The sequence below is a fragment of the Variovorax robiniae genome (genome assembly GCF_037889955.1).
Taxonomy (GTDB): domain Bacteria; phylum Pseudomonadota; class Gammaproteobacteria; order Burkholderiales; family Burkholderiaceae_C; genus Variovorax; species Variovorax robiniae.
In genome coordinates, this window is the sequence record NZ_JBBKZS010000012.1 from 138,358 (window position 1) to 151,637 (window position 13,280).

At 67.4% G+C, this 13,280-nt stretch carries 12 protein-coding genes; 3 read left to right on the top strand and 9 right to left on the bottom strand.

Features of this window, described 5'->3' with window-relative positions; all coding sequences use genetic code 11:
- Positions 1 to 17 precede the first annotated feature (17 nt).
- From WKW79_RS24450 to WKW79_RS24465, 4 genes are all read right to left on the bottom strand, one after another.
- Complete coding sequence (locus tag WKW79_RS24450; protein WP_340337816.1) at positions 18 to 3,206, bottom strand: efflux RND transporter permease subunit; 3,189 nt, start codon at positions 3,204 to 3,206, stop codon at positions 18 to 20.
- Complete coding sequence (locus WKW79_RS24455) at positions 3,203 to 4,465, bottom strand: efflux RND transporter periplasmic adaptor subunit (RefSeq protein ID WP_340337817.1); 1,263 nt, start codon at positions 4,463 to 4,465, stop codon at positions 3,203 to 3,205. The genes WKW79_RS24450 and WKW79_RS24455 overlap by 4 nt, the downstream gene beginning before the upstream one ends.
- Positions 4,466 to 4,519: 54 nt before the next feature.
- Complete coding sequence (locus WKW79_RS24460) at positions 4,520 to 6,001, bottom strand: efflux transporter outer membrane subunit (protein WP_340337818.1); 1,482 nt, start codon at positions 5,999 to 6,001, stop codon at positions 4,520 to 4,522.
- A gap of 98 nt (positions 6,002 to 6,099) precedes the next feature.
- Positions 6,100 to 7,098: an LLM class flavin-dependent oxidoreductase gene (locus WKW79_RS24465; protein WP_340337819.1), complete on the bottom strand. Its 999-nt coding sequence runs from the start codon at positions 7,096 to 7,098 to the stop codon at positions 6,100 to 6,102.
- Positions 7,099 to 7,229: 131 nt separating this feature from the next.
- Here WKW79_RS24465 and WKW79_RS24470 point away from each other — a divergent pair, with 131 nt between their 5' ends.
- Positions 7,230 to 8,183 (top strand): hypothetical protein, encoded by a 954-nt coding sequence (locus tag WKW79_RS24470; protein WP_340337820.1) that lies wholly within the window; start codon positions 7,230 to 7,232, stop codon positions 8,181 to 8,183.
- An 11-nt stretch (positions 8,184 to 8,194) separates the two neighbouring features.
- Here WKW79_RS24470 and WKW79_RS24475 read toward each other — a convergent pair whose 3' ends face one another.
- From WKW79_RS24475 to WKW79_RS24485, 3 genes are read right to left on the bottom strand one after another with little or no spacing between them, the layout of a single operon-like run.
- Entirely contained in the window at positions 8,195 to 9,028 is an 834-nt protein-coding gene (locus WKW79_RS24475; RefSeq protein ID WP_340337821.1) for an IclR family transcriptional regulator, read from the bottom strand.
- Between the two features lie 3 nt (positions 9,029 to 9,031).
- The gene (locus WKW79_RS24480) at positions 9,032 to 9,751 is read right to left on the bottom strand and encodes an SDR family NAD(P)-dependent oxidoreductase (RefSeq protein ID WP_340337822.1); all 720 of its coding nucleotides are present in this window, start codon (positions 9,749 to 9,751) and stop codon (positions 9,032 to 9,034) included.
- 4 nt (positions 9,752 to 9,755) lie between these two features.
- The gene (locus WKW79_RS24485) at positions 9,756 to 10,283 is read right to left on the bottom strand and encodes a 2,4'-dihydroxyacetophenone dioxygenase family protein (protein WP_340337823.1); all 528 of its coding nucleotides are present in this window, start codon (positions 10,281 to 10,283) and stop codon (positions 9,756 to 9,758) included.
- A gap of 148 nt (positions 10,284 to 10,431) precedes the next feature.
- Between WKW79_RS24485 and WKW79_RS24490 the strand changes: the two genes are divergently transcribed.
- Positions 10,432 to 10,902, top strand: a complete 471-nt coding sequence (locus WKW79_RS24490; RefSeq protein ID WP_340337824.1) for a GNAT family N-acetyltransferase — start codon at positions 10,432 to 10,434, stop codon at positions 10,900 to 10,902.
- A gap of 26 nt (positions 10,903 to 10,928) precedes the next feature.
- Complete coding sequence (locus WKW79_RS24495) at positions 10,929 to 11,450, top strand: GNAT family N-acetyltransferase (RefSeq protein WP_340337825.1); 522 nt, start codon at positions 10,929 to 10,931, stop codon at positions 11,448 to 11,450.
- Positions 11,451 to 11,456: 6 nt separating this feature from the next.
- Here the strand turns inward: WKW79_RS24495 and WKW79_RS24500 are convergent, their stop codons facing one another.
- Both WKW79_RS24500 and WKW79_RS24505 read right to left on the bottom strand, forming a co-directional pair.
- A complete protein-coding gene (locus WKW79_RS24500) occupies positions 11,457 to 12,353 on the bottom strand; it encodes a dienelactone hydrolase family protein (protein WP_340337826.1) in 897 nt (298 codons plus the stop codon).
- Positions 12,354 to 12,574: 221 nt separating this feature from the next.
- Entirely contained in the window at positions 12,575 to 13,081 is a 507-nt protein-coding gene (locus WKW79_RS24505) for an ion channel (RefSeq protein ID WP_340337827.1), read from the bottom strand.
- Between the last annotated feature and the right edge of the window lie 199 nt (positions 13,082 to 13,280).

Genomic DNA, 13,280 nt, shown 5'->3' on the forward strand with positions numbered 1-13,280 from the left:
TCCAGTGGTGATGGTGATTATTCGGCGGCGGCTCCGACGGCACCGACGGCTCCGGGTGGCGCCAGCGGCGGAAGGCCCTGGCGCTGGCGGCGCGCGTCCTTGCGGCGCACGTACCAGTGGTGCGCGCGGTCCAGGTAGAGGTAGATGATCGGCGTGGTGAAGAGCGTCAGCATCTGCGAGAGGATCAGGCCGCCGACCATCGCGAAGCCCAGCGGCCGGCGCAACTCGGAGCCGGCGCCGGTGCCCAGCATCAGCGGCAGGCCGGAGAGCAGCGCGCACATGGTGGTCATCATGATCGGACGGAAGCGCAGCACGCAGGCTTCATAGATCGCATCTTGCGGCGACATCCCTTTGTCGCGCTCCGCGTGCAATGCAAAGTCCACCATCATGATGCCGTTCTTCTTCACGATCCCGATCAGCAAGATGATGCCGATGAGCGCGATCACGCTGAGATCGTACCCCCCTGCCATGAGAATCAGCAATGCGCCGACACCCGCCGAAGGCAGCGTTGACAAGATCGTCAGCGGATGGATGTAGCTCTCGTAGAGCAGGCCCAGCACGATGTAGACCGAGATCAGCGCCGCGGCGATCAGGTAGGGCTGCGTGCGCAGCGAATCGCCGAAGGCCTGCGCCGTGCCCTGGAAGGTGCCGCTCAGCGTGGCCGGCACGCCCATCTTGGCCTGCGCCGCGTTGATGGCCTTGACCGCATCGCCGAGCGCGGTGCCGGGCTTGAGGTTGAACGAGATCGTCACGGCCGGGAACTGGCCCTGGTGCGCGATCGCGAGGTAGCCGGTCTTGCTGGTGTCCACCGTGACGAAGGTCGACAGCGGGATCTGCTGGCCATTGATCGGCGAGGTCAGGTAGAGATGGCTGAACAGCGACGGGTCCTTCTGCAATTCCGGCGTGACTTCGAGCACCACGTTGTAGCTGTTGAGCTGGGTGAAGTACTGCGCCACCTGGCGCTGGCCGATCGCGTCGTAGATGGTGGCATCGACCATCGCGGGCGAGATGCCGTAGCTCGAGGCGCGCTGGCGGTCGATGGTGACCATCGCGGTCGGCGCGCGGTTCTGCTGGTCGGAGGTGACGTCGGTCAGCTCGGGGAGCTTGCGCATGGTGTCGAGCACCTTGGGCGACCATTCGTTGAGTTCCGCGAGGTTGGGGTCGGTCAGCGTGTACTGGTACTGCGTGCGCGACTGACGTCCGCCCACGGTGATGTCCTGCCCGGCCTGCATGAACAGCGTGATGCCCTGCACCTGCGCGAGTTGAGGACGCAGGCGCGCGATGACTTCGTCGGCGTTCGACTTGCGGCCTTCGTCCTTGGACCGCAGGCCGATGAAGAAGTTGCCCGAGTTGAAGGTGCTGGCGCCGGCCTGCAGGCCGAAGGTGGTGACGTCCGGGTCCTTGCGCACGATGTCGGCGAGTTGCAGCATGCGGCCGTGCATGATCTCGGAGGAAGAGTCCTGTGCCGAGTCGGCCGAGCCGAAGATGAAGCCGGTGTCCTGCTGCGGGAAGAAGCCCTTCGGGATCACGATGAACAGCGCCGCCGTGGCCGCCACCGTCGCGATGAAGCTCATCAGCGTGATGAACGGGTGGCGCAGCACCAGGTGCAGGCCGCGCTTGTAGCCGTTGAGCATGGACTCGAAGAAGCGCTCGAACATCTGGTACAGGCGGCCGTGCTTCTCGTTGTGCTCATGGGGCTTCAGGAACTTGGCGCACATCATCGGCGTGAGCGTGAGCGAGATGATCACGCTCACCGCGATGGTCAGCGTCACCGTCACCGCGAACTCGCGGAACAGCCGGCCGACGATGCCGCCCATCAGCAGCAGGGGAATGAACACCGCCACCAGCGACACCGAGATCGAGACGATGGTGAAGCCGATCTCGCCCGCGCCTTTCAACGCGGCCTCCATCGGCTTCATGCCGTCCTCGATGTGGCGGTAGATGTTCTCCAGCATCACGATCGCATCGTCGACGACGAAGCCGACGGCGATGGTCAAGGCCATCAACGATAGGTTGTCCAGGCTGTAGCCGACCACGTACATCACGGCCGCGGTGCCCAGCAGCGCCAGCGGCACGGTGACGCTGGGGATCAACGTGACCGTCACGTCGCGCAGGAACACGAAGATCACCATCACCACCAGCGCGATCGACAAAACCAGCGTGAACTCCACGTCCTTGACCGACGCGCGGATGGTCTGGGTGCGGTCGATCAGCGTGTCGACGGTGACGCTCGGCGGGATGGCCGCGCGCAGCTTGGGCAGCGCGGCCTGGATGCGGTCCACCGTCTCGATCACGTTGGCGCCGGGCTGCTTGGTGATGGCCAGCAGGATGACGCGGCCGTTGTCGATGTCGGTGTCCTTGTCGGCGGCGGCGCCCGCGTAGCCCCAGGCCGCCACCTTGGCATTCTCCGGACCGTCCACGGCCACGCCCACGTCGCGCACGCGGATCGGCGCACCATTGCGCCAGGCCAGCACCATGTCGTTCCACGGTGCAGCCTTGAGCAACTGGTCGTTGGTGTAGACGTTGAGCGCCTGCGTGGCGCCGTCGATCGTGCCGGTCGGCTGGCTCACCGTGGTCTGGGCGATCACGCCGCGCACGTCTTCCAGGCTCAGGCCCACGGCCTTGATCTTGGCCGGGTCGATCTGCACGCGCACGGCCGGCTTCTGCTGGCCGAAGATGTTGACCAGGCCCACGCCCGCGATGCGCGAGATCTGCTGCGCGAGCACGTTGTCGGCATAGTCGTTGACCTGGATCAGCGGCAGCACCTTCGACTGCACGCCCAAGATCAGCACCGAGGAATCGGCCGGGTTGATCTTGCGGAAGCTGGGCGGGCTCGGCAGGTTGTTCGGCAACTGGCCGCTGGCCGCATTGATGGCGGTCTGCACGTCGAGTGCGGCGGCATCGATGTTTCGGTCCAGGTCGAATTGAAGCGTGATCTGCGTCAGGCCGAGCGAGCTGTTCGAGGTCATCTGCGACAGCCCCGCGATCAGCGAGAACTGGCGCTCCAGCGGCTGCGCGACGTTCGACGCCATGGTCTCCGGACTCGCGCCCGGCAATCGGCCCGTGACCTGGATGGTCGGGAAGTCGACCTGCGGCAGCGGCGCCACCGGCAGCAACGGCCAGGCCACGAGCCCGACCAGCAGGATGGCGAGCGCGAGCAGCGAGGTGCCGATCGGGCGCTTGATGAATGCGGCGGAAATGCTCACGGCCTGGCTCCCGTGGCCACGGTGGCCGTGCCGGCTGATGGCGCGGTGGAAGAAGGCGATGCGGCAGCAGACGCCTCCGCCGAGCCCGTGCCCGTCAATGCGCCGCCCTGCTTCGATTCGACGATGCGCGCGCCCGGCGTGAGCTTGTACTGGCCGTCGACCACCACACGATCCCCCGCGTTCAGTCCCTTGTCGATGGTGGCCTTGCCGTTGACCGTGTCGGCCACGCCGATCGGCTGCACCCGCACCTTCTCGTCGTCACCCACCACATAGGCGAAGAACCCATCGGGGCCGCGCTGCACCACGGCGGCGGGCACGGTCAGCGCATCGGCGCGCTGGCCCAGCACCACGCGCGCATCGACCGACTGGCCGGGCCACAGCTTGTGCTCGCCGTTCGGGAACTGCGCCTTCAGCGCGATGGTGCCGGTGGCCACGTCGATCTGGTTGTTGAGCAAGACCAGCTTGCCGGAGGCCAGCGGCTCGTGCGTGTCGCGGTCGATGGCCTGCACCTGCAGCGGCTCCTGCGTGCCGCGCAGCGCCTTGTTGACGGCCTGGAAGCTGCTCTCGGGCAACGTGAACTGCACCGCGATCGGGTCGATCTGGTTGATGACCAGCAGGCCGTTGGCGTCGGTCGCGTGGACGATGTTGCCCGGGTCGACCAGTCGCGCGCCGATGCGGCCGCTGATCGGTGCGGTGATGGTGGTGAAGTCGAGTTGCACCTGCGCGAAATGGACCTGCGCATCGTCGGCCTTGAGCGCCGCGGTGAGCTGGTTGACCAGCGCCTTCTGTGTGTCGAGCGTCTGCTGGCTGGTCGCGTCTTCCTTGATGAGGTCGCCGTAGCGCTTGAGGTCGGCGCGCGCATTGGCGAGCTGGGCCTCGTCCTTGGCCTTCTGCGCCTGCGCCTGTTCGAGTTGCGCCTGGTAGGTGCGCGGGTCGATGCGCGCGAGCACCTGGCCGGCCTTCACGTCCTGGCCTTCCTTGAAGTCGACGCGGTCGAGTTGGCCGTCGACGCGCGAGCGCACCGTGACGGTGGCCACGGTCATCACCGTGCCGACGTTGCTGCGCGTGACGGGCACGGTCTCGGTCGCGACCTTGGCGGTGGTCACGGGCACCGCGGGCGGGGCCGCGGCCTTGGGCGCTTCATGCGTGAAGAGCTTGCGGCCGAAGAAGACCGCCAGCGCGATGACGACGAGCAGGGCGAGCACCATCGGCCAGCGCGAGCGTCGATGGGGAGGAAGAGGGGCGGCAGTGGAATCCATGGCGTTCATTCGTCGTCGGTCATCGGGTGTGCGGTTCCGCGAGCAACCGGCGGGTTATTGGCGGGACGGCGCGTCGGCAGCGGAAGCCACCGCACCGGAAGTTGTGGGGCTGGCCGAGGTGCTGGCCTGCAGCTGGCCGGCATTCCAGCCGCCGCCCACGGCCTTGACCAGCGCGACGCTGGCGGCGTATTGGCGGCCCTGGAGTTGCAGCGCCGTGCGCTCGTTGTTGAGGGCCAGCGTCTGCGCGGTAATCACCGCGAGGTAGGTGGCCGTGCCGGCGCGGTACTGCGCCAGCGACACGCGTTCCGCGGCCTGCGCCGACTGCACCGCGGCATCCTGCACCGCGCGCTCCTGCGCCAGCAGGTCCAGCGCGGCGAGGTTGTCCTCGACTTCCTGGAAGCCGGCCAGCACGGTCTGGCGGTATTGCGCGGCCGAGGCATCGAAGGTGGCGCGGGCCTGCGCGACCTGCGAACTGCGCAGACCACCGTCGAACAGGGTGCCGGCGAGCGCCGCGCCGAGCGACCACACCTTGTCCGGCGCGTTGAGCCAGCTGCCGAAGCCGGCGCCTGCGAAGCCTCCCGCCGCCGACAGGATGAGATTCGGATAGTAGGCGGCCTGCGCATAGCCGATGCCGGCGTTGGCGGAGGCGGCGCGGCGTTCGGCGCCGGCGATGTCGGGACGGCGCTCCAACAGTTCCGAAGGCAGGCCCACAGGAACTTGCGGCAAGGTGAAGGCCAGCGCATCGGGCGGTAGCGAGAACTCCGACGGCGTCTTGCCCAGCAGCACGGCAATTGCATGTTCGAGCTGGCGGCGCGCGATCTCGATGTCGATGGCCTGTGCCTGCGCTGCCTGAAGCGTGGTGTTGGCCAGTTCCACGTCGGCGCGCGTGACCACGCCGGCGCGGTACTGGCTCTGCGAGATCTGCGCCGACTTCTTGTAGGCCTCGACGGTGCGCGTGTAGAGCTGCTGCTGCGCGTCGGCCACGCGCAGTGCGATGTAGTTGGTGGCCATCGAGGCCTGCACCGCGAGGCGCGCTGCGGCCAGGTCCGCCTGCGAGGCCTGCGCCGTGTCGCTCGCGCCTTCGACGGCACGCCGCACACGGCCCCAGAGGTCCGGCTCCCAGCTGGCCTGCACGGACCAGGCATGGGAATCGCCGACCACCGACACGCCCTGCGCATTCTTTGCACGCGCGCGGCTCGCGCCGGCGTTGGCGCCGACGGTGGGGTACCAGGCGGATTCGGCACCTTGCACCAGGGCCTGCGACTGCCGGTAGCGGGCCTCGGCCAGGCGGATGTCCTGGTTGGCCGCGTCCGCCTGCTCGACCAGCGCATTGAGGCGGGCATCGCCGTAGGCGGTCCACCACGGCTGGGTGGGATCGATATGGCCCGGTGAGGCCGGCTTCCAGTTGCCGTTGCTACCGATTTCCTTGAAGGCCGGGGCCGTGACGCCATCGGTCAATGCGGGGCGCTGGTAGTCCGGGCCGACAGCACAGCCCGCGAGTGAAGCGGCAGCCAGGGCCAGACAGAGTATTCGCATGGGGCCACTCTAGGAAAGCGGCCCGGACGCCAGCCTGACAGCAAGATGACAAGTCTGTCAGGTGGCGGTTTCGCCCGGCGGGCGCGAGATCGGCGGGACTACGCCTTCGACAAGGCGCCCTGGCTCACCTCGGCCAGCAAGCCGTAGGAATGCAGCCGCGCGGGATGGTCGAACACCTGCGAGGTGATCATCAATTCATCGGCGCCGGTGCGGGCGATGAAGGCGTTGACCGATTCGCGTACCGTGTCGGGCGAGCCCACGGCCGAGCAGGACAGCACCGAATCGAGCAAGGCCCGCTCGGCCGGACCGGAGCGTTCGTAGTAGCCCTCCACCGGCGCCGGCAGGCGGCCCGGCCGGCCGCTGCGCAGGTTCACGAAGGCCTGCTGCCAGGAGGTCGCGTGGAAACGCGCCTGCGCGTCGGTGTCGGCCACGAACACGTTGAAGCCGAGCATCACATACGGCTTCTGCAACTGCGCCGAGGGCTTGAAGGTCTTCCGGTAGATCTCGATGGCCTGCATCATCTGCTGCGGCGCGAAGTGCGAGGCGAACGCATAGGGCAGGCCCAGGTGCGCCGCCAGTTGCGCCCCAAAGGTGCTGGAACCAAGGATCCACACCGGCACTTCCAGGCCCATCCCCGGCACCGCGCGCACGGCCTGCCGCGGGCTCTTCGACATGAAGTCCATCAACTCGACCACATCCTGCGGGAACTGGTCCGCATCGGAATCGAGGTTGCGCCGAAGGGCGTGCGCGGTGCGCTGGTCGGAGCCCGGCGCACGGCCGAGCCCGAGGTCGATGCGGCCGGGGTAGAGCGATTCGAGCGTGCCGAACTGCTCGGCAATCACCAGCGGCGAATGGTTCGGCAGCATCACGCCGCCCGCTCCGATGCGGATGGTCGAGGTACCGGCGCCGACGTAGGCCAGCAGCACCGCTGTGGCCGCGCTTGCGATGCCTGGCATGCCATGGTGCTCGGCCAGCCAGTAGCGGCGGTAGCCGAGCTTTTCGCCGTGTTGCGCGAGCGAGAGCGAGTTGCGGAAGGAATGCGCGGCGTCGCCGCCTTCGCAGATGGGCGAGAGGTCGAGGATGGAAAGGGGGAGCATCGCGGGATGATGCCGCAGGACTTGCGCCCCTGCTGCCATACGGCTTTGCAACCAGCGACCCGCGAACTCGCGCCCGTGACCGGGCTTCCCGTCGTGATAGAAAGCGGCCCCTCCCGGACAACACGCATCGAATGAACAAGAAAGAGTACCTGGCGCAAGCCGAGGATTTCGTGGACTGGCTCGCCAAGGTCCTCCACGACCACGAGATCGGCTTCAGGCACCAGCGGGACCTGGCCGGCGCTCCCCACGGAAGCGGCATCTATCGCACCCTGCACGACGCCTTGCTGGCCTACGCATGGCCCGCCAAGGCGACGCAATTCGAAGTTCCCGAGGTCGGCAGCGTGCGCCTGGAGGGCAAGGCGAGTTTCGAGCGCAACCACCAGGAACTGGCCCGGCTTCAACAAGGCCTGCGAGCCGCGATGGCGGATGCCGAAGGCGACCCCTTCGACTGGGTCGCGGCCATCCTGACCTGGGGCGGCGTCTACACGAAGAAGGGCAACCGGGGCTGGGTGGAAGCCAATCGGTCCGGGCTTCGCGCGGCGATCGAGGACACGGCCAGGGCGCTGCGCCAGGACTCGGACGACTTCTCCGGCATGCCGGACCTGCGCTTCAACTCCGGCTTCACCAAGGTCTACGCGCTGCTGCTCGACGACTTCATCATCTACGACAGCCGCGTGGCCGCCGCGCTGGCCTGGCTGGTCTGCAAGTGGGAAAGGGACACCGGCGCCAAGGCATCGGAGTTGCTGCGCTTCGGCTGCCTGCCTGCGAACCAGGGCAATCTCGCCCGCACGAATCCGGCGACGATCAAGATCCGTCGACCGGATCCGATCCTGTTCCGGCAGATCCTTCGCGCGGACGAACATGCGCAATGGAACGTCCGTGCGAACTGGCTGCTGCACGCGGCCTTCGAGAAGCGCGATCGCGAGGCCTGCGCCTTCCAATCCCCGCGCGAGATCGAGGCGGCCTTGTTCATGATGGGCGCCGACCTGCGGCATGCGCCATTGCCGCCGCCATTCGCCCCCCGAAAGCCGGCGAAACAAGCGGCCAGGTCGGCGGCTCGCGGCGCATCACAGCAGGGCGCCTGATCGGCACTGCGCTAAAGCACGTCGCCCACCTGCATCGACGGCGTCTGCGCAATGCGCTCCGAGATCACGCGGCAGGCCTCCAGCAAGGGCGCGACATAGGCCTGCTCGGGGTTCTCCTTCTGGCGGAACAGCAGGGTGCTGACGCTGATGGCGGCCACCGGCTCGCCCGCCGCGTTGCGGATCGCTGCGCCGAAGCAGAAGATGCCGGCCTCGTTCTCCTCGTTGTCCACCGACCAGCCGCGTTCGCGCACCTGCTCGACCTGGGCGCGCAGTGCGGCGGCATCGGTCACGGTATTGGCGGCATGGCGCGGCAGCGGCAGCCCCTTGACCAGCGCCTTGAAACGCTTGTCGTCCAGCGCGGCGAGGTACGCCTTGCCAACCGCCGTCGAATGCAGCGACACGCTGGTGCCGATGCGCGAGGCCATGCGCACTGCACTGGGGCTTTCGAGCTTCTCGATGTAGACCATGCTGGCGCCATTGGGCACCGCGAGGTGCACGGTCTCGCCGGTCAGGTCGCGCAGGCGCTTGAGTTCGTCGACGGCCGCCAGTCGCAGTTCGGAGCGGCCCCAGCTGCGGCTGGCGAGCTGGATCAGGCGCGGGCCCAGCGCCAGGGTGGCGGCGCCCTGGCTTTCCACCAGCAGGCGCTCGGCAATCAGGGCCTGCACGATGCGATGCACGGTGGGGCGTGGGTAGCCGCTGGCGCGCATCAGCGCAGCGACGTTCATCGGCTCCTCGGCATCGGCCACCAGTTGCAGCACGCGCATGAACTTGGAAAAGGCTGCGGTGCCGGCGACCTGCGCGTGGAGGGGTGAGTCGGCGGGCGACGGAGTGGCGGGAGCAGGCATGCCTCAGGTCACCATGTAGCCGCCATCCACCGGAAGGATCACCCCGGTCATGAACGACGCGGCGGGCGTGCACAGGAACATCGCGGCCCGCGCCACATCGTCCGGCGTGCCCCAGCGCGACAGCGGCGTGCGGGCCAGGATCGGACCGGCGCGCGCGGGGTCGTCCTGCAGGGCCTGCGTCAGGGGCGTTGCGATCCAGCCCGGGGCCACGGCGTTGACGCGGATGCCGTCCGCCGCATAGGCGATGGCCAGCGACTTGGTGAGTTGCGCCACACCGCCCTTGCTGGCCGAATAGCCCGGCACCAGCCCGCCGCCGAAGAAGCTGAGCATGGAGGCGGTGTTGACGATGCAGCCGCCGCTCGCCTTCAACCGTTCGCGCGTCATGGCGCAGACGCGCATGGTGCCTGTGAGGTTCACGGCCAGGACCTTCTCGAAGACGGCGAGGTCGTGTTCCGCACCGCGCTGGATGATGCCCGCGCAGTTGAAGACGATGTCGAGCGTGTCGATGTCGCCCAGCGCCGCTGCGAGGCTGTCCTCCGAAGTCACGTCGGCCTGGCGCACGTCGACCGCTGCATCGAGCGTGCCGTCGCCCGGGCCGAGCCCGATCGCGGTCACGCTGGCGCCGAGCGCCGCCAGGTGGTTGGCGATGACCGCGCCGATGCCCTGCGTCGCGCCCGAGACCAGCGCACGCTTGCCCTGGAAAAGTCCTGCCTGGTAAGTCATCGCGCTATCGAATGAACTGCTTGGTGTAGTCGGCGCCCAGGCCGACCGCCTCGAAGTGCTTGCGGCACATGTCGATCTTGGTGAACACGTCCTCGTAGCCCATGCCCTTGCCCCACGGGTCGGTGTAGTACATGACACCGTTGACCTGGAAGTAGGTGATCATTTCCTCGACGTCCTCCGGCACGTAGAGCGTGTGCGTCTCGCCGGGCGGCTCGAAGACGTAGCTGCCTTCGGTCGCTTCCCAGTCGTGCTCCAGGTAGCGCCAGCGGCCCTTGAGCACGAAGCCATGCACCGCCTGCGGATGCCGATGGCGGCTCAGCACCCCGGACTTGCGCACGCGCAGCAGGTTCATCCAGTAGCCCTGGCTCGCGTTGAGACAGAGCGGACGGAACCAGACGTTCTCGGCCTGCGGCACCCAGAGCCGCTCGTCCGTGGGGATGGCGTTGTTGACCACGATTTCCGGCAGCGCGTCGGGCGGGTTCGGGTACTGGTACGGGGTCTTGGGGTTGGGGTCCGATTCATCGACGGGCATGGTGTTTGTCCATATTGTGGATGGTGGTCCATATTGTAGACAACACGCGCGTTAGGAAGGTTTGCGTAAACCCTTGGGTCTGCGTGCAGGCTCGCACGAACGGGTATCTTCATCGCCAAGGCAAACACGGAAAGGTCGAGGCTGATCGATGACAGCAACCGAAGTGAGGGTTCGTGCGGCGCGCGAGGGCGATGCCGAGGCAGCAGCGGCCTGCGTGCGCGCTGCCTTCGAGCGCTATGTGGCGCGCATCGGCCGGCCGCCCGCGCCGATGCTGCTGGACTACCCTGCCGTCATTGCGCAAGGCCGGGCCTGGGTCGCGGAGCTGCAAGGCCAGGTGGTGGGCGTGCTGGTGCAGTACGAGACCGAGGACGGCTTCTACATCGACACCGTGGCTGCCGCGCCGCACACCCAGGGCACTGGCGTGGGCCGCGCATTGCTGCTGTTCGCGGAGGCCGAGGCGCGTGTGCGAGGCTACGAATCCCTCTACCTCTGCACCAATTCGATGATGACGGAGAACCAGGTGTTCTATCCCCGCATCGGCTATGTCGAATACGACCGGCGGGCGCAGGGCGGGTATGACCGTGTGTTCTACAGGAAGGCGCTTCAGCAGCGCCCGTGACTACACAAGAACCTTGGAGACCACCCATGCAGATCGTCGCCTGTACCTATGAATCCCACGCCGCGGAGATCCTGGAGATCTTCAACGAGGCCATCGTGAGCTCGACGGCGCTCTACGACTACAAGCCGCGCACCCCGGAAAGCATGGTCGGCTGGTTCAAGGCGAAGGAAGCGGGGCGCTTTCCCGTGATCGGCGCGACCGGGCCGGACGGGCGCTTGCGGGGCTTCGCGAGCTACGGCACCTTTCGCGCCTGGCCGGCCTACAAGTACACGGTCGAGCATTCGGTCTACGTGCACCGGGACCATCGCGGCGAGGGCATCGGCATCGCGCTGATGAAGGAGCTCATCGCGGCGGCCCGCAAACAGGACGTCCACGTCATGGTCGGCGCCATCGACGTGGCCAACACCGGCAGCATCGCGCTGCACGAGAAGCTGGGCTTCTCGCATGCCGGGACGATCGTGCAGGCCGCGTTCAAGTTCGGCCGCTGGCTGGACCTGGGCTTCTATCAGTTGGTGCTCGACACGCCGACGCAGCCAGTGGACGGTTAAGGGCGCTCAGGCCAGGTTGGTCTTGAGGAACGCGACCGTGCGTTCCCACGCCAGCTTGGCCGCGGCCGGGTCATAGCGCGGCGTGGTGTCGTTGTTGAAGCCGTGCTGCGTGTCGGGGTAGCGGTAGGCTGTGTATTTCACGCCGGCGGCTTTCAGGGCCGCTTCGTACTCGGGCCAGGCCGCGTTGATGCGCTCGTCGATCGCGGCCTGCTGCACCAGCAGCGGCGCCTTCACCTTGGCCGCCTCCGAGGGTGCGGGCGTGTTGCCGTAGAAGGGCACGCCGGCGTTGAGGTCGGGCAGGCGCGTCGACAGGAAGTGCACCATGCCGCCGCCCCAGCAGAAGCCCACCGCGCCCATCTTGCCGTTGCCATCGGCACGGGCGCGCAGCCAGCCGGCGGCAGCCAGGAAGTCCTCGCGCGTCTTCGCCTGGTCGAGCTTGCCGAAGGCGTCGCGCGCCTTGTCCTCGTCGCCCGGGTAGCCCCCTGATGAAGTCAACGCGTCGGGCGCGAAGGCCATGAACCCGTCGAGCGCCAGGCGGCGCGCGATATCCTCGATGTGCGGGTTCAGCCCGCGGTTCTCGTGGATGACCAGCACGGCGGGCAGCTTCGACGTGCCGGCCGATGCAGGCCGCACCAGGTAGCCGCGGATGGTGCCGTAGCCCGAGGGCGACGGCACGTTGATCCATTCGGTCTTGAGACGCGCATCGTCGGGCTTGACCTGCTGGCCGGCGGCAAAGTCGGGACTCAGCGCGGCCAGCAGGCCGGCCGCCGTCACGCCGGCCTTGGCGAAGCGGCGGGCCTTGTCGAGGAAGCCGCGGCGGTCGACGTCGCCATGGACGTAGGCGTCGAAGAGGATCAGCAGTTCCTGGTCGAACTTCTCGTGGGGCAGCAGGTCACGTGGCATGGGGACTCCGTGAGGTTGATACGAATGTCGCGCGAGGTCGGCATCATGGCTGCATCGCAATAGGCCGCATCGCCCGAGGACTTTCGACGACATCGCTCGCACATGGTTCCGGCGTGCCGGTCGAGCCCGGCAACGCCAACGTCCCCATGCGCATCGCCGCGCGCCGCGATGGCATGGCCGATGCCGATCCGTTGACCGCGCATCGACGCTCCCAGGCGCCCTTATTTGTCAGGCCCGGGATGCTGCTGGTGCTTCGGACGGATCGCGCGCGACTGCCAGAGCTGCTCCATCTTCAGGTAGGTGAAGGAGGCGGACCAGCCGATCATCATGAGGCCGGTCAAGGCCTCGGTGACGGCGACGAAGCGGACGCTGCCAAGCGGGAACACCTCGCCATAGCCCAGCGAGGTGTAGTTGACGGCCGAGAAATACAGGTAGTCCCCGACCTTGCCCTCGAAGCCCCCGCCGATGCCACCGAACGCGGGGAACCACAGCATCGCGCGGATCGCCAGGGCGAACAGCCAGATCTCTGCGATGTGGCCGAGCATGAGGGCCATCAGCGCGAAGACGATGGTGCGCCGGCCTTGCATGCGCCGGACGCCCCAGGGAACGACGCGGTCGGAAATGAGCGTCATCGTCTCGAAGTGCACGAGCACCGAGACGACAACCATCACGGCGGCGATGGTCCAAGCCAGCAGATCGATCACGGGATGCCCTCGCGTCAGTTGCAACCAGGATGGATTCAGTATGGCTCTGCGATGAGGCTTCGCCCAGTCGAAATCGATGCCCCGACACCACGATGCAAGCCACCCCGCGGCCAGATCAGGAGCAATCCGGCAAAAAGCGCTGTACGAGCGAATGGGTTTTCGTGTCGCAGGGGAGAACGACGCGACCTTCGACATGCAGCTGGATTGGTCCGGTCGCCGCAAA